This is a genomic window from Isoptericola sp. F-RaC21 (assembly GCF_038593535.1).
GTDB lineage: Bacteria > Actinomycetota > Actinomycetes > Actinomycetales > Cellulomonadaceae > Isoptericola.
In genome coordinates this window covers 224339-243713 of the sequence record NZ_JBCFYX010000005.1, presented here as the reverse complement: position 1 = coordinate 243713, position 19375 = coordinate 224339, and the positions used below count along the sequence as shown (strand labels likewise).

Sequence of the window (19375 nt, the reverse complement as noted above, 5' to 3'; positions counted from 1 at the left end):
AGCCCGCGCTTCCCCCCGCCCGGGCCGCCTCAGACGGTCAGCAGCACCTTGGTGGCACGCCGCTCGTCCATCGCCGCGTAGCCCTCGGCCGCCTGCTCCAGGGGCAGGGTGAGGTCGAAGACCTTGCCCGGGTCGATCTTCCGGTCCCAGACGAGCTGGATCAGCTCGGGCAGGAATCGGCGCACGGGGGCGGGGCCGCCGTGCAGGTGGATCTCGGAGAAGAACAGCTCCTCGCCCGGGATGGTGACGTCGTGGGAGACGCCGACGAACCCGACGTGGCCCCCGGGGCGCGTGGCGCGCATGGCCTGCGTCATCGCCTCCTGGGTGCCGACCGCCTCGATCACCGAGTGCGCGCCGAGGCCGCCCGTCAGCTCCTTGATGCGAGCCACGCCCTCGTCGCCGCGCTCTTCGACGACGTCGGTGGCGCCGAACTGCCGGGCGAGGGCCTGCCGGTCGGCGTGGCGCGACATCGCGATGATGCGCTCCGCGCCGAGCTGCTTGGCGGCGAGCACGCCCATGAGGCCGACGGCGCCGTCACCCACCACGGCGACGGTCTTGCCCGGGCCCACCTCGGCGGCGACGGCGGCGAACCAGCCGGTGCCGAGCACGTCGGAGACGGCGAGGAGCGACGGGATCAGGTCGGGGTCGGGGGTGCCGGGCGTCGCGACGAGGGTGCCGTCGGCCAGCGGGATGCGCGCGAGCTCCGCCTGGGTGCCGATGGTGCCGTGCACGAACTGGGCGTGGACGCACTTGGACTGGTAGCCCGCCCGGCAGATCTCGCAGGTGTTGTCGGAGATGACGAAGGACCCGACGACGAAGTCGCCGACCTTGACGTTCCGCACCGCGTCGCCGACCTCCTCGACGACGCCGACGTACTCGTGGCCCATGGGCAGGTGGTCCGCGGGCTCGAGGCCGCGGTACGGCCACAGGTCGGACCCGCAGATGCAGGTCGCGGCGAGCCGGACGATCGCGTCCGTCGGCTCGACGATGGTCGGGTTCTCCCGCTCGGCGACCGTGACGGTGCCGGCGGCTTCCAGGACTACTCCACGCACGATGGTGCTCCGTTCGTTGCTTGCTCTGGGATGGGGTGGCTCAGGAGTGGACGGGGTCCGCGTCGAGGTCGACACGGAGGACGGTGGGCGCGGCCGCGCGGGCGCGTGCGGCCAGCGCGAGGAAGGCGACGGCGGCGAGCGCGACGGCGACGACGGTGACGAGGCCCAGGGGCAGGATCGTCGCCGCGCCGGCGAGGCCGACCAGCGGGGCGGCCACGCCGCCGAAGCCGAAGCGGACCATGCCGAGCAGGGACGACGCCGTGCCGGCGAGCCGCGGGTAGCCGACGAGGGCGAGCGTCGTCGCGGGCGGGGAGGTCGTGGCCACGCCGCTCGCGAGCGCCAGCAGGGACACGACGACGACCCACAGCGGCGTCGTCGTCAGCCCGGACACCAGCAGGCCGACGGCGCCGAGGCCCGCGAGCCCGGTGCCGACCGCCAGCGTGCCGGACTGGCTCCAGCGCTCCGCCGCACGGCCCGCGAGGAAGCCGCACAGCATGAAGCCGGCGGAGTTCAGGCCGAAGGCGAGCGCGTACCCCTGCGGCGACAGGCCGTAGATGCCCTGCAGCACGAAGGTCGCGCCGGACAGGTAGGCGAACAGCGCCGCGTACATGAACCCCTGGTGGAGCACGGCGCCCAGGTACACGCGGTCCGTCAGCAGCACGCGGAAGTCGCGCGCGGTCTGGGCGAAGCCCCCGGCGGTGCGCCGGTCCGCGGGCAGCGTCTCGGGGAACGCGACGAGCGCGGCGACGAGGATGGCGGCGCCCGCGGCCGCGAGGAAGACGAACAGGCCGCGCCAGTCGGTCACCGTGTTGAGCTGGCCGCCCAGCAGCGGCCCGACGATCGCCGCGAGCCCGCCGACCACCGTGAGGCGGCCGTAGAACCGGATCAGGGCACCGCCGTCGTAGACGTCGCGGCCCGCGGCCTGCGCGATGACGATGCCGACGCCGCCGGCCAGGCCCTGCACGAAGCGCGCGCCGATCAGCAGCTCCACGGACGGGCTGAGGGCGCACAGCGCCGACGTCGCGACGTACGCGACGACGCCGACCAGCAGGACGCCGCGACGCCCGAACCGGTCGGACAGCGGGCCCGCCACGAGCTGCCCGACGGCGAGCCCCACGAGGCAGGCGGTCACGGTGAGCTGCGCGACCGACGTCGCCGCCCCGAGGTCCGCCGTCAGCGCGGGCAGCGCCGGCAGGTACAGGTCCATGGAGATCGGCCCGAAGACGGTCAGCAGGAGCAGCAGCGCGGGCAGCACCCGGGCGAACCGGTGCTGGGCGACAGGGGTGACGGCGGGCATGCGTCCAGCATCCGGCGCCCGCCGGCGGCGCGGGAGTCACTGTCGAGGGGTGTACCGACAGTGCACCCCTGCGACCCCCCGCGACGGCCCGACCGTGCCTAGCCTGGACGGCATGGACAACCGAGCCGAGGTGCGCGAGTTCCTCATGTCGCGCCGCGCCAAGGTCACCCCCGACGAGGTGGGCCTGATCGGGGGCTCGAACCGCCGGGTGCCCGGCCTGCGGCGCAGCGAGGTCGCCCTGCTGGCGGGGGTGAGCGTCGAGTACTACGCGAAGCTCGAGCGGGGCGCGATCGCCGGCGCGAGCGCGTCGGTGCTCGACGCCGTGTCGCGCGCCCTGAACCTCGACGACGCCGAGCGGGCGCACCTGCTCGACCTCGCCCGGGCCGCCGACGGCATCCCGACCTCGGGGCGGCCGCGGGGCCGGTCGACCAAGCCCGCCGTGCCCCGCCCGAGCCTGCAGTGGGCGCTGGAGGCGATCAGCGACGCCGTCGCGTTCGTCCGCGACCCGCGGCAGAACCTGCTCGCGACCAACGCGCTGGGCCGCGCGTTCTACGCCCCGGTCATCGGCGACGGCGGGCGCACGCCCAACCTGGCCCGGTTCCAGTTCCTCGACCCCGCGGCGCGCGACTTCTACCCCGACTGGGACGTCATGGCCGAGATGTGCGTGGCCGTGATGCGTGCGGAGGCCGGCCGCAACCCGCACGACAAGGCCTTCCAGGACCTGGTGGGTGAGCTGTCCACCCGCAGCGAGACGTTCCGGGCGCTCTGGGCCGCGCACGACGTCCGCATCCACGGCACGGGCACCAAGCTCTTCCACCACCCCGTGGTCGGGGAGCTCACCCTCGCGTTCGAGGAGCTCGCCATCACCGCCGAGCCCGGTCAGGTGCTGCTCGTCTACACCGCGGAGCCCGGCTCGCCGTCCGCCGAGCGGCTGCGGCTGCTGGCGTCGTGGGGCGCCGAGGTCGCCACACCCTGACCGGCGCCCTGGCAGGATGACGATCCATGGCCTACTTCCGCCGCACCGGCGCGACGACGTTCCAGCCCACCGAGCACGTGGGCGGCGCCTGGAGGACCGACGAGCAGCACGTGGCGCCCACGCTCGGGCTGCTCGCCCATCTCGTGGAGGCGGACCGGGAGAAGCGGGGCCGCGACGACCTGGCCGCCACGCGGCTGACGTTCGACATCTGGGGCCCCTACCGCCTCGAGGAGATGACCACCGACGTGCGCGTGCTGCGGCCGGGGCGCGGCGTCGAGCTGGTCGAGGCGTCGGTGGCGTGCGCCGGCCGTACGGTCGTGACGCTGCGCGCCTGGCTCACCACCGTCGGCGGCACGACGTCACTCGCCGGGGGCGCACCCGCGCCCCTGCCCGGACCGGACACGACGCCGGCGTGGGACCCGGCGGCGGACTGGCCGGGCGGGTTCGTCGAGTCGATCGACGTCCGACGCACCCTGGCCGAGCCGGGGCGCGGCCACGTCTGGGTCCGCACGGGGCACGCGCTCGTCGAGGACGAGGACGTGAGCGGCCTCGCCCGCACCGTCGGGCTGTTCGACCTCGCGAACGGGATGACGGTGCGCGCCGACCCGCGCCGCGTCGCCTTCCCCAACGTCGACCTGTCGGCGCACCTGCACCGCGCGCCCGAGGGCGAATGGCTGGGCCTCGACACGACCGTCGTCTTCGGTGCGACCGGCGCCGGCCTCACCTCCAGCGTGCTGCACGACGAGCACGGCGCCTTCGGCGCCCTCGCGCAGGGGCTCGTGGTCCGCGCCTTCGACACGCCGTGACCCCCGAGGGCCTGCGCGCCCGGGTCGCGGACGCCTACGACCGTCTCGGCCTGCCCTCCTGGCCGCCGCCCCGGGCCGAGGGCGACGAGCCGCGCGACGAGGAGTACTCGCGGGTCTCCGACCTGCACAAGTACCGGGTGGTGCACGGCCGCGCCCGCGCGTGGACGGCGGTGCTCGGCGTGCTGCCCGGCGTCGTCGTCGAGGACCTCGGGCCCACCACGTCCGAGCGGCGCCGGTACGCCCGCGGGGTGCGGATCGTCTCCCCCGTGCCGGGCACCCTGCCGCTCGTGCTGCTGGAGCAGGACGCCGGCCACACGGAGCACGGCGAGACGACCGACGCCCTGCAGATCGCGGTCCGGTCCCCCGACCACCGGATCGGCTACGGCGTCCCCGACTGCGGCTGCGACGCCTGCGACTGGGGCTCGGCCGGCCTGCTCGACGAGATCGACGACGACATCCTCCACGTCGTGGCCGGGCCGTTCGTCCTGCTCGAGGGCACGGACTGGACGGCGGCCTGGCACCCGGACGGCGGCAGCATGGAGGGCGGCGCGAGGCAGCCCTGGAGCTTCGAGGCCGCGATGCGGGCCTGCCGGGTGCTCGCGGACGGCGGCGACCCGCGCCTCCCGAGGTCGTGCACGGCCCTCGTCGGGCGCTCCTGGCTGGACGCGACGCCCTGACGACCCGGGGCATCGCGGCCGCGTGTCGTGCGGCGTGTCGTCGGGCGACACGCCGCTGTCAGGCCGGGGAGTCCTCGCGAGCGTCGTCGACCTTGCGCCGCACGAGCTCCACGATGCGTCCGAGGTTGAGCGTCCAGCCGACGCCGAAGACGTGCGGGCTCAGCAGGTGCTGGCCCTCCGGGTCCCAGACACGCTCGCGGATGCGCTCCACGGTGGGCACGCGGAACTCGTAGGGGACGAACCCGGCGACGGTGCCGTGCCAGGTGCGGTCCTCCTTGTCCTTCTGCAACTCCTTGGTCACGGCCGCGACCACCAGCCCCACCATCACGAGCTGGAACAGGCCCGGCCCGCCCCGCTTCCGGCCGTGCTGCCTGCCGTGCTCCTTGAGGTGCTGCTTGCCGTGCTGCTTGCCGTGCTGCTTGCCGTGCTGGATCTCCTGCTTCTTGCCCATCTCGGCCTCCGCTCGTCGTTCCCGCCGGGTCGTCACCACCCATCGTGCACCGTCGCGCGCGACGGTTCAGCGCCGGGGTCGGGTGAGAAGGACGGCGACGGCCGCGACGACGCACACGACTGCGGTCGTGAGCAGCCCCACGGAGAAGGACGTGCCCGCGGCGATGAACCCGACCACGAGCGACCCCAGCCCCGTCCCGGCGTCGAACCCGATGTTCCAGACGGCGCTGGCGGTGCTGTGCTGCCGCGCGGGCACGGCGGCGAAGGCGGCGACGAGCGTGAGGTTCTGCAGGCTGCCGTAGGAGACGCCGACCACCGTCATCCCCAGCACGAGCAGCGCCGGCCGGGGGCCGCCGGCGGCGATCGCCCACGCGCACACCGCCAGCCCGGCCGCGCAGACGGCGAGCAGCGGCGCGAGGAAGACGCGCGGGCCGAACCGGTCGGCGAACCCGCCCACCCCCCAGCGGGACAGCGCGGTCGCCGCCGTGAAGCCGAGCAGCCCCGCCACCGCCGCGCCCGCCCCGCCGGCGAACTGCGGCGCGAACGTCAGCAGCGCGCCGCCCGGCGTCGTCACGGCCAGCAGCACCAGCGACGGCATGACGAGCGCGAGCAGGACGCGACCGCGCCCCGGCCCGCCGTCGCCGACCTGCCCCGCGTGCGCGGCGTCCGCGTCGGCCGCGGCGGCCTCGGCATCGAGGGCGTCGAGGCACCGGCCCAGCAGCACCGCGAACGGCGCCGCGAGCACCGGCAGGGCGCCGAGCGCGAAGACGACGCGGAAGTCGAGCGTCTCGGCGATCCACGCCGCGCTGGGCACCAGCACGAGCTGCGGGAACGCGATCGACAGCCCGTACAGGCCGATCGCGCGGCCGTGCCGCGGCCCGTCGACGAGGGCGGCGACGGCGCTCGACCCGCACACAGTCAGCACGGCGAAGCCCATCCCCCGCACCGCGGACAGCGCGAGCAGCCAGCCGAGCTGGTCGGTCGCCATGAACAGCAGCGACGGCGCACCGAGCAGCACCACGCCCACCGTCATCGTCAGGCGCCACCCCACCCGGCGCAGCAGCCCCGGCACCATGGTCTGCGTCAGCACCGTCGCGAGCATGAGCACCGCGTTGACCAGGCCGGCGCCGCCCTCGCTCGCGCCCCCGTGCACCGCCCACAGCGGCGCCGCCGGCAGCAGCAGCGCGTACCCCGAGAACCCCAGCGCCGACATCGCCAGCAACGGCCGGAACCCCGGCACGCGGGCGACGGACGACGAGGGCTGAGGAGCAGGACGGCGCATCGGGCGAACCTATCGCGTGGCGGCCTGCCGAGGGATATCCTCGGGGTATATCCCAGGAGGTCACCATGCGCACGACCGTCTTCCGCAACAACCGCACGCAGGCCGTCCGGCTCCCGAAGGCGGTCGCGCTCCCGGACGACGTCCGGGAGGTCACCATCCGCGTCCTCGGCCGCGCACGGGTCATCGAGCCGGTCGGGTCCGGCTGGGACACGTGGTTCGAGCACGGGCTGCGCGCCGAGACCGGCTTCCTGGCCGAACGCGACCAGGGCACCGACCAGGAACGCGACGCCCTGTGAGCAGCCTCTACCTGCTCGACACGAACATCCTGATCGCGCTGCTGCGCGACGAGGGGGACGCGGCACGGCCCAGGCTCCGGGCGGCCGAGGGGCGCATCGCCGTGTCCACGATCAGCGAGATGGAGCTCGAGTTCGGGATCGAGCGGTCCCGCGACCCCGTCCGCAACCGCCAGGCCGTCGACGAGCTGCTGTCGCTCGTCGAGATCGTCCCGTTCGAGACGACGGCGGCGATGCACGCCGGGCGGATCCGCGCCGTCCTCGCCGGACGTGGGACGCCCATCGGCCCGTACGACGCGCTCATCGCCGGGCAGGCCCGGTCACTCGGGATGGTCGTCGTCACGAACAACGTGCGCGAGTTCTCCCGAGTGCCGGGCCTGGAGGTCGAGGACTGGCTCGGCTGAGCCGGATCGCCGACCCGGCTCAGAGCACCTTCCACGGGCCGTGCTTGCCGGCGCCCGGCTCCTGGTTGCGGGTCCACCATGCCGCCTCGTACCGCGCGCCGTCGTGCACGACGACGTCGCCGGTGTCGAAGACGCGCGTCGCGGTCCACACGGCCGTGCCGTCGCCGGCGCGGACGAGCTCCTGCCACGGCCCGGTCGCGGAGGCGCCCGGCTCCTGGCCCCGGGCCCACCAGCCGGCGAGGAACTGCCCGCCGTCGTGGAAGACGACGTCGACCTCGTCGTAGGTCGCCTTCGCGTCCCACGCCGGCTCGGCGTCGCCGGGCACCTTCGCCAGCACCTCGACCTCGCTGACGACCAGGTGCGTGTCCTCGTGCGCCGTCATCACCACGCGCACCGCGTCCGCGCGCACGTCCGCGGGGACGTCGGCCACGAGCGTCCCGTCGTCGGTCGTCGCCTCGCCGACGGCCTGCCACGCGCCGTCGACCCGCGCCTCGACGGCGACGCCGGTCGCCCAGCTGCGGTGGGAGCCGTCCCGGAAGAACCGGGTCACGACGCCGGTCACGTCGCGGGCGGACGGCAGCGTCACGGTGAGCGTGTCCTCGGCGTTCTTCGCGTCGGAGCGCCAGTTGGACCAGCCCTTGTCCCCCGTGTCGCCGTCGATCACGCGCGACGCCGGGTAGTCGGGCTCCGTGTACGTGGCCGACGCCGTGGTGCCCTCGGCGAGCGCGGCGTTCGCCTCGCCGGGCTCGGTGACCAGCACCCGCACCGTGGCGGGCAGCGTGCCGCCCGCGCCGTCGTCGGCGGCGCCGGTCAGCTCGACCACGCCCACCTCGTCGAACGCCCCGGCGGGGACGTCGGCCCAGGTCGCCGGGCGCCGCACCTCGCCGCCCCCGGCGGCGACGGCGGTCACCGTGGCGGGCAGCTCGACCTCGGCGGCGGCCTCCCCGACATAGGCCTCGGCACGGGCCGTGGTGGTCCGCTCGAGCGTGTCGACCAGCACCGTGGCCCTCGCCTCGACGGTGCCGCCGCCCGGCGCCCGCACCGTGCCGGCGACCTCCACCGTGCCGGCCTGCGCCCAGGCGTCCTCGCCGGGCGCGTCCCACGCCACGGGCAGCTCGCCGCGCGCGCCGCCCGGGTAGACCGGCGTGACGACGTCCGGCAGCTCGGGCGCGACGCCCGGCGTGGTGAACACGTCCACGGGCTCGGTGCCCAGCACCGTCTCGTCGACCACGGCCCAGCGCTGGTTCGCGCCGGAGGTGGCGCGGTAGGTCCCGACGGGCGAGCCGTCGGCCGTGGCCTCGCCGCCCACCTCCAGCAGGGTGCGCGACGACGCGTTGACCAGCGTGAACGTGCCGTCGCCGGTCGTCGAGAGGATCCACCGCGCGGCGGCGGGCGTGTTGGCGGGGTCCGCGGGGGCGTCCGCGAGCACCGCCGAGGTGTCCTCGCCCACGGCGAGCTGCTGCCCGGTGGCCACGTTGGTCACGGCGTACCGGGTGCGGTGCGAGCCGGAGCCCTCGGGGGCGCCGAGGTCGTCGAGCGTCCACAGCTGCTCGGCCGCGGCGGGGTCGTCGGTCGCGATCTGCAGGCCGTCGCCCGCGGGCGCCAGGGACAGCCCGGACTGCGCGCCGTCGAGCCGGACGACGTGACCGTCCTGCGCCAGCGGGGCGTCGTCCGCGACGCCGGAGACGCCGGCGACGACGAACGTCGTCACCGACTCCGCCGGCACGGTGAGCGTGGCCGCCGCGTCCTCGACCGCCACCGGGTCGCCCTCGACGAGGTAGCCGTCGGTGCTGGTGGTCACCGGCGTGACCGTCGCGCCCGCGGTGTCGGCGAAGCCCGACAGGTCGAGCGTGACCTCGCGCGCCGCCGCCGTGTCGTTGACGTGCACGACGGTCGCGGCGTCGCCCGCGGCCGAGACCGCGGCGGTGCTGTCGGCGTCGTCGACCCCGACCAGCCGGTCCCCCGGCGCGATGTAGTGCGTGAAGTTCTGGGTGACCCAGTACTTGGTGTTGGTGTAGATCGGGCAGGTCTCGAGCGTGTCGTCCGCGGTGCACGAGAACGACAGCTGGATCTCGCCCCAGTTGCCGCCCTCGGGGCTCTCGCCGCCGGGCGCCATGTTGTCGTAGTCCTCGACGGGCTGCCAGAACACCCACGCCGACGGCTCCAGCTCGCGCAGGTCGTCCACGATCTGGTGCGCGCTGCCCAGCCCGGACTCCATGGACTCGAAGTCCTGGCCCGTGCTCGACCAGGAGCCGCCCACCTCGCTCATCCACAGCGGCTTGTCCTCGCCCTTGGCGATGTCGCGCACCGTGGTGCGCTGGCCCGTGCCGTAGGTGTGCACGTTGAGCTGCGACACCTGGTCGCGCACGGCGTCCGGGTAGGAGTTCCAGTTGGTCGCGAACCGGCCCGGGTTCGTCTCGTCCATCGCCGAGATCACCGCGTCCGTCGACGCGCCGTCGAGCGCCTCCGCCAGCGCCGGGATCACCTGCTGCTGCCGCTCCGGGCCGACGTGCGCGCCCTCCTGCCGGCCCCCGGTCGGGTTGCCGTCCGCGCCGAGCTGGGTGCCCCAGTAGTCGGTGTTCGGCTCGTTGAACGGGTCGACGGTGTCGACGTCGATGCCGTGCGCGTCCTCGAGCCGCTCGACGGCGCCCACCAGGTACTGCGCGAAGTCGTCGACGCTCTCCGGCTTGAGCTGGTCGGTGCCGGCGTCGAAGTTCCCCGACACGTAGCCGGACTCGGTCATGAACCACGGCGGGGAGTTGCTGAACGCCTCCCAGTGCGTGACGTCGTCCTTGATGCGGTCCACCCACCACCGCTGCGTGGCGTCGGCGTCCGCGTCCCAGTGGTCGGGGTCGGCCGGGTCCCACCAGTCCACGTCCTCGCGGGTGGTGCCCTCGGGCGCCTTCCACCAGCCGTCGACGGCGCCCCCCGCGCGCAGGTAGTCCGGCACGTCGGGGGCGTTCCCGCCGCCCACGTTGTAGCGGGCGATGTTGAGGTTCAGGCCCTCGTCGCCGAACACCATGTCGGCCAGGCGGTCGCGGATCTCGTCGGGGTAGCCGCCGGTGGCGTTCGCGAACCACACGAGGCTGGTGCCCCAGCCCTCGAACGGCTCCCCCGCGTACGACGGGTCGGGGCGGACGGTCACGCCGGCGTCGGCCGCCGAGGTGGGCGCGGCGGACACCGCGGTCGCGGCGGGCTGCGCGGACGCCGGGACGAGGCCGGCGGCCAGCAGCGCGCCCGCCGCCCCGGTGACGACGGCGAGCCGTCGTCGGGCGTTCCTTCTCGTCGGGCTCATCGGTGAACCTCTCTCTCGCGTCGGTGCGATGGGTGGGGTCGTGCGACGGGTCGTGCGGTCAGTCGGTGCGGTCAGTCGGTGCGGCCGGCCGGGGCCGACGGCGGGGCGAGCAGGAAGGCGGGCGCGGCCAGGCCGGCGTCGGCGAACGCGCCCCGGACCTCGGCGACGACGGCGTCGACGTCGCCGGCGCGCACCAGCGCGAGGGTGGAGCCGCCGAAGCCGCCGCCCGTCATGCGGGCGCCGAGCGCCCCGGCGGCGAGGCTCGCGACCACCGCCAGGTCGAGCTCGGGCACGGTGACCTCGAAGTCGTCGCGCAGGGAGACGTGCGATCCGGTCATGAGCGGCCCCACCTGCGCGTACGCGCCGGCGCGCACGAGGTCGACGACGTCGGCGGTGCGCGCCGTCTCGGTGACGACGTGCCGCACGCGGCGGCGCAGCACGTCGTCCGGGTCGTGCGGGGTCAGCGCGTCGAGCGCGTCCTCCAGGGACCCGGGGCCGAGCTCGCGCAGGCTGCCGAGGCCCAGCAGCGCGGCGGCGCGCTCGCACGACGCGCGCCGGGCGGCGTACTGCCCGTCCACGAGCCGGTGCGGCGCCCGCGTGTCGACGGCGAGCAGCACGAGCCCGGCCGACGCCAGGTCCCACGGCAGCGGGACGGCGTGCTCCTCGGGCGGCAGCCCCGGGCGGAAGTCGAGCAGCAGCGCCTCGCCGGCGCGGCACAGCAGGGACGCGGACTGGTCGAGCCCGCCCGTCGCCGCGCCGGCCACGTCGTTCTCGGCGCGCACGCACGCCTCGACCAGCCGGGACCGGCCCGCGACCGTGCCGCCCAGCCCGAGCCCGTGCACGTCGTCGAGCGCCACGGCGACCGCGCTCTCGAGCGCCGCGGAGCTCGACAGCGAGGCGCCGAACGGCACGCACGAGTCGACCGCGGCGTCGAAGCCGCCGACGGCGTGGCCCGCCTCCCGCAGCGCCCACGCGACGCCGGCGAGGTACGCGCCCCAGCCCGTCACGCCGGCGGCCGTGGGACCGACGTCGGCGAGGTCGGCCTCCCACAGCCCGTCGGCCTGCGCCGACGCGAGCCGCACGACGTCGTCCGGCCGCGGCCGCAGCGCGACGTACGTGCGGTGCGGCAGCGCGGTCGGCAGGCACAGCCCGGCGTTGTAGTCGGTGTGCTCGCCGATGAGGTTCACGCGCCCCGGCGCGGACCAGACCCCCGCCGGGCCGGCCTCGTCGCCGAACGCCCGGGCGAAGAGCTCCCGGGCCCGGCGGCCGCCGTCGGCAGGCGACCAGGCGTCGTGCCACGCGGCGGCGGTCGGCATCGTCAGGCCTCCGTCGGGCCGAGGTCCGGCGCCGCGACGAACCGGGCGCGGGCCGCGGCCGCGCCGTGCAGCTCGAGCAGCACCAGCTCGTTGCCCTCCGCCCGGACCAGCGGGCCGGGCACGAAGTACGTGCCGGTCGGCCCCTGGCTCGAGTAGCGACCGAGCAGCTCGCCGTTGACCCAGACGAGGCCGCGCGACCAGCCGTCCAGCCGCAGGAAGTGGTCCGCGCCCGCCACGGAGTCGAACGTGCCGCGGTGGAACGACGGCCCCCCGACCGGCGAGGCGTCGTCGTCCGCGGCCGTCCACACGTCGTCGCCCAGCAGCGCGGGGGCGTCGTCGAGCCGCAGGGGCACGGCCTCCCAGTCCGTGAGCCGGCGGGTGGCGGTGCGCACCGGCCCGACGACGCCCTTGGGCTCGCCGATCCGGGCGCCGTAGTTCACGCGGCCCCGGTCCTCCACGAGCAGCGTCAGGGTGCCCGCCCGGCGCGGCAGGGGCACCGACCGGGCGTGGGTGGCGCGGTCGAGCACGCCCACCGGGTCGCCGTCGAGCGCCACGAGGGCGCGGTCGCGCACCTCGTCGGCCACGAGGACGGCGTCGTCGGCCTCGACCCGCGTGCCGTACAGCGCGAACCCGGACCACTGGCGCAGGTCGTCCATCGTCGGGGGCACCGCGGACGACGTCCGCGACCGCCGGCCGGACACCAGGTCCAGGACGCCGTCGAGCGGCACGCTCCGGTCCAGGACGACGTCGAGCTCCGGCGCCGGGGCCGGCTCGACGGGCACCTCGTCGGGCACGGGCGCGTGCTTGGCGATGACCGCGCGCAGGGCGTGGAACTTCGCCGTCGGGGCGCCGTGCTCGGACAGCGGGGCGTCGTAGTCGTACGACGTGGTGATGGGCAGGTAGGTGCCCTTGTCGTTGGCCCCGTTCGTCAGCCCCAGGTTGGTGCCGCCGTGGAACATGTACAGGTTGACCGACGCGCCCACTCCGAGCAGGTCGTCCAGGTCGGCGGCCGTGGTCTCCGGCGCGGTGACGTGGTGCTCGAGCCCCCAGGAGTCGAACCAGCCGTCCCAGAACTCCGAGCACATCAGCGGCCCGGTGGGCTGGTGGCGGCGCAGCACGGCGAGCCGCTCCAGGGACCGCGAGCCGAAGTTCGCCGTCTTGTGCAGCTCGGGCAGGCCGCCGAGGGACAGGTGCTCGTCGTCGGCCTGGTCGCACGTGTACAACGGCACGTCGATCCCGTGTACACGTGTCATCTCGACGAGCGCCCGCAGGTAGCGGGCCCGCTCGTCCGCCGGCACGCCCGGGTAGGCGCCGTACTCGTTCTCCACCTGCACCATGAGCACCGGGCCGCCGCGCGTCACCTGGCGCTCGGCCACGACCGGCAGCAGGTGCGCGTAGTAGCTGCCGATGGCCTCCAGGAACGCCGGGTCGTGCCGCCTGACGCTGGTTGAGCCTGTCGAAACCGTGCCCGTCGACGAGAACAGCCACGCCGGCAGCCCGCCGCCGTCCCACTCCGCGCAGATGTACGGGCCGGGCCGCACGATCGCGTGCAGCCCCTCCGCCGCGACCAGGTCCAGGAAGCGGCCCAGGTCGCGGCGGCCGGTGAGGTCGAACTCGTCGGGCTGCGGGGCGTGGAAGTTCCACGCCACGTACGTCTCGATCGTGTTCAGCCCCATGAGCCGGGCCTTGCGGATCCGGTCCGCCCACTGGTCGGGGTGCACGCGGAAGTAGTGCAGCGCCCCGCTGATCACCTGGAAGGGGCGGCCGTCGAGCAGGAAGTCCCGCTCGCCGATCTCGAACGTCGGCATGGGGTGGTGCGCCTCTCGGTCGGTCACTTGACGGTGAAGCCCTGGCCGTTGCCGTACGTGGCGGACTGCTCCTGCCACTTCGCGAGGCCGTCGTTCAGCGTGGTGCCGGAGACGTACGCCTGGCCCACCGTGTCGTTGAAGATGGAGTTCGCGTAGACCTGGAACGGCAGGTACTGCCAGCCCTCGACGACGTTCGCCGCGGAGTCGGCGAGCACCTCGTTGATCTTCTGGCCGCCGAAGTACTCGGACTCGGTGCCGCGGAACTCCTCGGACTCGAGGTCGGCCGTCGTGGCGGGGAACGCGCCGCCGTCGATCCGGGCCTGGACGCCCTCGCCGTGCGTGGCGTAGTCGACGAACGCGTAGGCGAGCTCGGCGTTCGTGCTCGCCGCGGGGACGGTCAGCGAGGAGCCGCCGTTCTCGGAGGTGGCGTGCTGCCCGGCCTCCCACTGCGGCATCTCGGCGACGCGCCACTTGCCCTTGCCCTGCGGGACGCCGGACTCGAGGTTGGCGGGCATCCACGCGCCGATGGTCAGCGACGCGATCGTGCCGTTGCCGAGGCCCTGGTACCACTCGTCGCTCCACGAGCCGACGGGGGCCAGCAGGTCCTCGTCGATCAGCTGCTGCCACACCTCGGTGAACTTCTGGGTGCCCTCGTCGCCGGCGAAGTCGATCGCCACGTCGGTGCCGTCCACCTGGTACGGCTGGCCGCCGGCCTGCCAGATCATGCTGGTGGTGAAGCCGGCGTCGCCGATGTCGTTGGCGATGTACGCCTTCGGGTCCTTCTTGTGGATCGTGCGCGCGGCCTCGAGGTACTCGTCCCACGTGGTCGGCACGTCGACGCCGTACTTGTCGAAGACCTCCTCGTTGTAGAAGAGGGCCATGGGGCCGGAGTCCATCGGCAGGCCGTAGACGCCCTCGCCGCTGTGCACCGAGCTCCACGGGCCGGTGCTGAACGTGCCGTCCAGGTCGTCGGCGCCGAGCGGGCCGAGGTTCGTCAGCGCCTCCGAGATCGCGAACTGCGGCACCGCGAAGTACTCGATCTGCGCGACGTCGGGCACGCCGTCGCCGGCCGCGATCGCGTTCTGCAGCGCCGTGTACTGGTCGTTGGACGTGCCGACGTTCTCCAGGTTCACCGTGACGTTCGGGTACTTCTCCTCGAAGTCCTTGACGACGTCCTCGAGGGTGGGCTCCCACGCCCAGACGGTGATCTCGCCGCCCTTGTCGAGGACGGCGGCGGTGTCGACGGGCGCGGCGTCGCCGCCGCCGGAGCCGCTGTCGTCGCCGGAGCCGCAGGCGGCCAGGCCGAGGGCGAGCACGCCGGCGAGGGCGGTGCCGCGCACCAGATGGCGGGATCGTGCGTTCATGAGGTCCTCACTTCGTTGTCCAAACCCGGTGGCCGAGCCTGTCGAGACCCGGCGGTCATTCCTTGACGGAGCCGGCGGCGAGGCCGGACTGCCAGTAGCGCTGCAGCAGCAGGAAGGCGGCCACGAGCGGCAGGATCGTCAGCAGCGCGCCGGTGATGACGAGGTTGAAGATCGCCTCGCCGCCGGCGGTGGCGGCCTGCGCGTTCCAGGCGTTGAGGCCGAGCGTCAGGGGGTACCACGACGAGTCGCGCAGCATGATCAGCGGCAGGAAGTAGTTGTTCCAGGTGGCGACCATCGTGAACAGCAGCACCGTGACGATCCCCGGGGCGAGCAGCGGAAGGCTCACCCGGAAGAAGGTGCGGAACTCCCCCGCGCCGTCGATGCGGGCCGCCTCGAGCAGCTCGCCCGGGACGGCCTCGGACGCGAACGTCCACATGAGGTAGAGCCCGAACGGCGAGATGAGCGACGGGATGATCACGGCCCACGGCGTGTTCGTCAGGCCCAGCTGGCTGAACATGAGGAACGTCGGGACGGCGAGCGCCGTGCCCGGCACGGCCACCGCGCCGATGACGAGCGCGAACACCCCGCGCTTGCCGGGGAAGTCGAACTTCGCGAGGGCGTAGCCGCCGAGGATGGCGAGGAACGTCGCGCCGCCGGCGCCCACGACCACGTACAGCACGGTGTTGCCGAACCACCGCACGAAGACGCCGTCGTCGTAGGTGAGCGTGGCGACGACGTTGTCCCACAGGGAGAACGAGCCGCCGAACCACAGCCCGAACGAGGAGAACAGGTCCTCCTGCGTCTTGGTCGCGTTGATGAGCAGCCACGCGAGCGGCACCAGCGAGTAGACGAGCACGAGGGCGGTGAGCACCGTGAGCAGCGGGCTGCGGCGGGGCCGTGCCACCGAGTGGTGGCGACGGGTGCGCAGCCGCGGTGCGGGGCGGGCGGGGGTGGCGGTCAGCGTCGACACGGGTCACGGCTCCTTGCGCATGCCGCGCAGCTGCACCACGTAGGCGATCACCATGGTGATCAGGCCCATGATGATGGCCACGGTCGCGGAGTAGTTGTACTGCTGGCCGGAGAACGACAGCGAGTAGGCGTACAGGTTGGGCGTGTACGACGTCGTGATGGCGTTCGGGGCGAGCGACTGCAGGATGCTCGGCTCGTTGAAGAGCTGGAAGCTGCCGATGATCGAGAAGATCGTGGCGATGACCAGCGCGCCGCGGATGGCGGGCAGCTTGATGGCGCTGATGACGCGCCACTGGCCGGCGCCGTCGATCTCCGCCGCCTCGTACAGCGAGTGGGGCACCACGCGCAGCGCGGAATAGAAGATCAGCATGTTGTAGCCGACGAACTCCCAGGTGACGATGTTGCCGATCGACGCCAGGACGAGGTCCGGCGACAGGGGGTTCGGCAGGCTCACGCCGAGGGCCTCGTTGATGTTGCCCACCAGGCCGAAGCGCGTGCCGTACATGAAGCCCCACATGAGGGCGGCGACGACGGCCGGCACGGCGTACGGCATGAAGATCGAGATCCGGAAGAAGCTCTTGCCGTACAGGCGGCCGCTGTCGATCGCGAGGGCCACCAGCAGCGCGATGCCGAGCATGATCGGCACCTGCACCACGAGGAACAGGCTGACGCGGCCCAGCCCCTCCCAGAACTGCGGGTCGCCCAGCGCCTGCGCGTAGTTGTCGAACCCGACGAACGTGGTGCCGCCCACCATCTGCGTGCGGAACACGGACAGGTACAGCGAGTAGACGATCGGCGCCAGGAAGACCAGCGCGAACACCAGCATGAACGGGCCGACGAACATCCATCCCGTCCAGCGCCGACGACTGCGGCGCACCGCGGGCACGGCGGTCGGGGCGGGCGGCGAGGATGCCGGAGCGTCTGCGGTCACGAAGCAACTCCCAGGAGGACGGGCCAAATGTTTACGTAAACATCTTGGCGGGATTAGAGTGTCGCGAGGCGCCGGGGATGTCAAGCCCGCGGCGCCAGGCAGAGCCCGAGGAGTGGCTCGAGATCGCACGAGAGGCGGGGATGGTGGGGACGAACGGCGCGCCCGGCGCGCAGGCCCGGGGGCAGCGACGCCCCCGCACGGCGCCGTCGATGGCCGAGGTCGCGGCGCTGGCCGGCGTCTCCTCGCAGACCGTCTCCCGCGTCTCCATGGGCCTCGACAACGTCAAGCCCGCGACCCGCGAGCGCGTGCTCGCCGCCATGGCGGAGCTCGGGTACGCCCCCAACACCGCGGCGCGCGCGCTCCGGTACGGCAGCTTCCGCACGATCGGCGTCATCGCCCACCGCCTGGCCCGCACGGGCGAGTCGCGCACCGTCGAGGCGGTCGTCGAGGCCGCGCGCGCCGAGGGCTACACGGTCACCATCGTGGACGTCGAGAGCCCGTCCCCCGACGACGTCTCCGCCGCCGTCGCCCGGCTCTCCCACCAGGCCATCGACGGGCTCGTCATCGTGCGCGCCGAGTCCGCCACCCCGGACACGCTCGCCCTGCCCGCCCAGCTCCCGGTGGTCGTCTCCGACTCCCGGTTCGTCGGGACGCACCCCGCCGTGCGCGCCGACCAGGCCGAGGGCACCCGGCTGGCCGTGCGGCACCTGCTCGACCTCGGGCACCGCACCGTGCACCACGTCGCCGGCCCCGACGACTCGCTCCCCGCCCGCAGCCGCATCGACGCTTGGCGCGCCACGCTCGAGGAGGCCGGCCGCCCCGTGCCGCCGCCGCTGCACGGCGACTGGACCGCGCAGACCGGCTACGCGGCCGGCCGGCAGCTCGCCGCCGACCCCGACGTCACCGCCGTCTTCTGCGCCAACGACGAGACCGCCGCCGGCGTGCTGCACGCCCTGCACGAGGCCGGCCGCCGCGTGCCGGACGACGTGTCGGTCGTCGGGTTCGACGGCATCACCCTCGCCGAGCACCTGTGGCCGCCGCTGACCACCGTGGAGCAGGACTTCGCGCGCATCGGCAGCAGCCTCGTCGACCTGCTGCTGCGCCAGGTGCACGACGACGTCGACCTCAGCGGCACCCACGAGACCGTGCCCGTGCGCCTGGTCGTGCGGGAGAGCACGGGCCCGGCGCCGCGGTAGCCGTACCGACCCGCGGCCGGCAGGTCAGAGCGCGATCGCGGCCCGCGTCGTCACGAGGCCGACGTCGCCGAGGAAGCGCTCCAGCGCGATCATCGCGACCCCCGTGGCCACGGAGTTCCCCCGCACCGTCGAGATCTCCAGGCTCAGCCCGGCGGCGGACTCCCCCGGGGCCTCCTCGTCCACCCGCGCGCGGGTGAGCGGCAGCAGGCGGTCGCCGAGGGCCCACGTCGTCCAGCCGGTGAGGGTGACCCGCTCCGGGTTGACGACCGCCACGAGGTCGGCGAGCGCCGACCCGAGGTAGCGCGCGGTCGTCGCCAGCGTCTCCTCCACCGCCGGGTCGGGGGTGTCCGCCGCGGCGGCCGACGCGAGCGCCTGGATGAAGTCCCGCTGCATGTCCAGGCCGCACAGCGGATGCTCGGGGGCGATCTCGCGGAGGGTCTGCTGGATGCCGGGCGCGCCGACGTAGGCCTCCACGCAGCCGCGCCGCCCGCACCGGCAGCGGCGGCCGTCGACCGCGAGCAGCGAGTGTCCCCACTCGCCGGCCGCGTTGGTCGCGCCGCGCAGGATCCGCCCCTCGAGGACGATGCCGGCACCCACCCCGGTGCCGAGGTTCACGGTCACCATCGACCCGGCGTCCCGGCCGGTGCCGAACCACAGCTCCGCGGTCGCGATGGCCTTGAGCGGGTTGTCGAGCACGAGAGGGGCCCCGATGCGGTCGCGCAGGCTGTCGAGCTCCACCGAGTGCCAGCTCCAGTGCGGCACGACGACCGCCACCCCCGACGCGCGCTGCACGATGCCGGGCAGCGCCACCCCCACGCCGAGCACGTCGTCGACGCCCACCCCCGCCTTCTCGAGCGCGGCCTCGAAGGTGCGGCCGATGCCCTCCACGACGTACTCCGGCGCGCTCTCGTGCTCGTCGCGGGGCGTCTCGACCGCCGCCACCTCGTCGAGCGCCGCGTCGAAGACGATCGCGCGGACGTAGGTCTCCGCGACGTCGACCCCGACCACCCGGCCGCGGTCGGCGTTGATGCGCAGGCTGCTGGTGGGCCGGCCCACCCGCCCGGCGCTGAGGCGGGACTCGGTGACGATCCCCTCGGACAGCAGGTCGCCGACGACGGTGGCCACGGTGGCCGGGCTGAGCCCGGTCGTCCGGGCCAGGTCGTTGCGGGTGGCCTCCTCGGCCGACAGCAGGGCGTGCATCACGTCCAGCCGGGACTCGCTGCGGATGTCGCGCGACGTCCGCCTCTCGACTGCCATGG

Annotated in this window: 17 protein-coding genes; 6 read left to right on the top strand and 11 right to left on the bottom strand. The window is 74.2% G+C overall.

What is annotated here, in order from left to right:
* Positions 1 to 29: 29 nt before the first annotated feature.
* Together AAG589_RS19320 and AAG589_RS19315 are read right to left on the bottom strand one after the other, a co-directional pair.
* Positions 30 to 1052, bottom strand: a complete 1023-nt coding sequence (locus AAG589_RS19320) for a zinc-dependent alcohol dehydrogenase family protein (RefSeq protein ID WP_430568916.1) — start codon at positions 1050 to 1052, stop codon at positions 30 to 32.
* Positions 1053 to 1092: 40 nt separating this feature from the next.
* Complete coding sequence (locus AAG589_RS19315; protein ID WP_430568915.1) at positions 1093 to 2349, bottom strand: multidrug effflux MFS transporter; 1257 nt, start codon at positions 2347 to 2349, stop codon at positions 1093 to 1095.
* 112 nt (positions 2350 to 2461) lie between these two features.
* On the opposite strand from AAG589_RS19315, the gene AAG589_RS19310 reads away from it, so the two are divergent.
* From AAG589_RS19310 to AAG589_RS19300, 3 genes are read left to right on the top strand one after another with little or no spacing between them, the layout of a single operon-like run.
* Positions 2462 to 3325, top strand: a complete 864-nt coding sequence (locus tag AAG589_RS19310) for a helix-turn-helix domain-containing protein (protein WP_430568914.1) — start codon at positions 2462 to 2464, stop codon at positions 3323 to 3325.
* Between the two features lie 26 nt (positions 3326 to 3351).
* Positions 3352 to 4131, top strand: coding sequence for a thioesterase family protein (locus AAG589_RS19305; protein ID WP_430568913.1), 780 nt, complete (start codon positions 3352 to 3354; stop codon positions 4129 to 4131).
* Positions 4128 to 4808 carry a DUF6226 family protein gene (locus AAG589_RS19300; protein ID WP_430568912.1) on the top strand — a complete coding sequence of 227 codons (681 nt, stop codon included), beginning with the start codon at positions 4128 to 4130 and terminating at the stop codon, positions 4806 to 4808. The genes AAG589_RS19305 and AAG589_RS19300 overlap by 4 nt, the downstream gene beginning before the upstream one ends.
* Before the next feature lie 58 nt (positions 4809 to 4866).
* Here AAG589_RS19300 and AAG589_RS19295 read toward each other — a convergent pair whose 3' ends face one another.
* Both AAG589_RS19295 and AAG589_RS19290 read right to left on the bottom strand, forming a co-directional pair.
* Positions 4867 to 5295 (bottom strand): DUF5808 domain-containing protein, encoded by a 429-nt coding sequence (locus AAG589_RS19295; protein ID WP_430568911.1) that lies wholly within the window; start codon positions 5293 to 5295, stop codon positions 4867 to 4869.
* A gap of 30 nt (positions 5296 to 5325) precedes the next feature.
* A complete protein-coding gene (locus tag AAG589_RS19290) occupies positions 5326 to 6540 on the bottom strand; it encodes an MFS transporter (protein WP_430568910.1) in 1215 nt (404 codons plus the stop codon).
* A gap of 65 nt (positions 6541 to 6605) precedes the next feature.
* Between AAG589_RS19290 and vapB the strand changes: the two genes are divergently transcribed.
* Positions 6606 to 6836 (top strand): type II toxin-antitoxin system VapB family antitoxin, encoded by a 231-nt coding sequence (vapB, locus tag AAG589_RS19285; RefSeq protein ID WP_430568909.1) that lies wholly within the window; start codon positions 6606 to 6608, stop codon positions 6834 to 6836.
* Positions 6833 to 7237, top strand: a complete 405-nt coding sequence (locus AAG589_RS19280) for a type II toxin-antitoxin system VapC family toxin (protein ID WP_430568908.1) — start codon at positions 6833 to 6835, stop codon at positions 7235 to 7237. Before vapB ends, AAG589_RS19280 begins: the two co-directional genes overlap by 4 nt.
* Before the next feature lie 19 nt (positions 7238 to 7256).
* Here AAG589_RS19280 and AAG589_RS19275 read toward each other — a convergent pair whose 3' ends face one another.
* From AAG589_RS19275 to AAG589_RS19250, 6 genes are all read right to left on the bottom strand, one after another.
* Positions 7257 to 10532, bottom strand: a complete 3276-nt coding sequence (locus AAG589_RS19275) for an RICIN domain-containing protein (RefSeq protein WP_430568907.1) — start codon at positions 10530 to 10532, stop codon at positions 7257 to 7259.
* A 71-nt stretch (positions 10533 to 10603) separates the two neighbouring features.
* Positions 10604 to 11848 (bottom strand): galactokinase, encoded by a 1245-nt coding sequence (galK, locus tag AAG589_RS19270; protein ID WP_430568906.1) that lies wholly within the window; start codon positions 11846 to 11848, stop codon positions 10604 to 10606.
* Positions 11849 to 11850: 2 nt separating this feature from the next.
* Positions 11851 to 13656, bottom strand: a complete 1806-nt coding sequence (locus AAG589_RS19265; protein ID WP_430568905.1) for a glycoside hydrolase family 35 protein — start codon at positions 13654 to 13656, stop codon at positions 11851 to 11853.
* Positions 13657 to 13679: 23 nt separating this feature from the next.
* Positions 13680 to 15020 carry an ABC transporter substrate-binding protein gene (locus AAG589_RS19260; protein ID WP_430568904.1) on the bottom strand — a complete coding sequence of 447 codons (1341 nt, stop codon included), beginning with the start codon at positions 15018 to 15020 and terminating at the stop codon, positions 13680 to 13682.
* Positions 15021 to 15075: 55 nt separating this feature from the next.
* Positions 15076 to 15990, bottom strand: a complete 915-nt coding sequence (locus AAG589_RS19255) for a carbohydrate ABC transporter permease (RefSeq protein WP_446719768.1) — start codon at positions 15988 to 15990, stop codon at positions 15076 to 15078.
* 3 nt (positions 15991 to 15993) lie between these two features.
* Positions 15994 to 16833 (bottom strand): carbohydrate ABC transporter permease, encoded by an 840-nt coding sequence (locus AAG589_RS19250; protein ID WP_430569220.1) that lies wholly within the window; start codon positions 16831 to 16833, stop codon positions 15994 to 15996.
* Between the two features lie 296 nt (positions 16834 to 17129).
* Here AAG589_RS19250 and AAG589_RS19245 point away from each other — a divergent pair, with 296 nt between their 5' ends.
* Positions 17130 to 18116, top strand: coding sequence for a LacI family DNA-binding transcriptional regulator (locus tag AAG589_RS19245; RefSeq protein WP_430569219.1), 987 nt, complete (start codon positions 17130 to 17132; stop codon positions 18114 to 18116).
* A 24-nt stretch (positions 18117 to 18140) separates the two neighbouring features.
* Here AAG589_RS19245 and AAG589_RS19240 read toward each other — a convergent pair whose 3' ends face one another.
* Complete coding sequence (locus AAG589_RS19240) at positions 18141 to 19373, bottom strand: ROK family protein (RefSeq protein WP_430568903.1); 1233 nt, start codon at positions 19371 to 19373, stop codon at positions 18141 to 18143.
* Between the last annotated feature and the right edge of the window lie 2 nt (positions 19374 to 19375).

Bases quoted from the DNA above. Each gene is read 5' to 3' on its own strand.
- AAG589_RS19315 (WP_430568915.1), bottom strand. From the start codon at position 2,349: ATGCCCGCCGTCACCCCTGTCGCCCAGCACCGGTTCGCCCGGGTGCTG.
- AAG589_RS19310 (WP_430568914.1), top strand. From the start codon at position 2,462: ATGGACAACCGAGCCGAGGTGCGCGAGTTCCTCATGTCGCGCCGCGCC.
- AAG589_RS19305 (WP_430568913.1), top strand. From the start codon at position 3,352: ATGGCCTACTTCCGCCGCACCGGCGCGACGACGTTCCAGCCCACCGAG.
- AAG589_RS19290 (WP_430568910.1), bottom strand. From the start codon at position 6,540: ATGCGCCGTCCTGCTCCTCAGCCCTCGTCGTCCGTCGCCCGCGTGCCG.
- vapB (WP_430568909.1), top strand. From the start codon at position 6,606: ATGCGCACGACCGTCTTCCGCAACAACCGCACGCAGGCCGTCCGGCTC.
- AAG589_RS19275 (WP_430568907.1), bottom strand. From the start codon at position 10,532: ATGAGCCCGACGAGAAGGAACGCCCGACGACGGCTCGCCGTCGTCACC.
- galK (WP_430568906.1), bottom strand. From the start codon at position 11,848: ATGCCGACCGCCGCCGCGTGGCACGACGCCTGGTCGCCTGCCGACGGC.
- AAG589_RS19265 (WP_430568905.1), bottom strand. From the start codon at position 13,656: ATGCCGACGTTCGAGATCGGCGAGCGGGACTTCCTGCTCGACGGCCGC.
- AAG589_RS19260 (WP_430568904.1), bottom strand. From the start codon at position 15,020: ATGAACGCACGATCCCGCCATCTGGTGCGCGGCACCGCCCTCGCCGGC.
- AAG589_RS19250 (WP_430569220.1), bottom strand. From the start codon at position 16,833: ATGTTCGTCGGCCCGTTCATGCTGGTGTTCGCGCTGGTCTTCCTGGCG.
- AAG589_RS19245 (WP_430569219.1), top strand. From the start codon at position 17,130: ATGGCCGAGGTCGCGGCGCTGGCCGGCGTCTCCTCGCAGACCGTCTCC.
- AAG589_RS19240 (WP_430568903.1), bottom strand. From the start codon at position 19,373: ATGGCAGTCGAGAGGCGGACGTCGCGCGACATCCGCAGCGAGTCCCGG.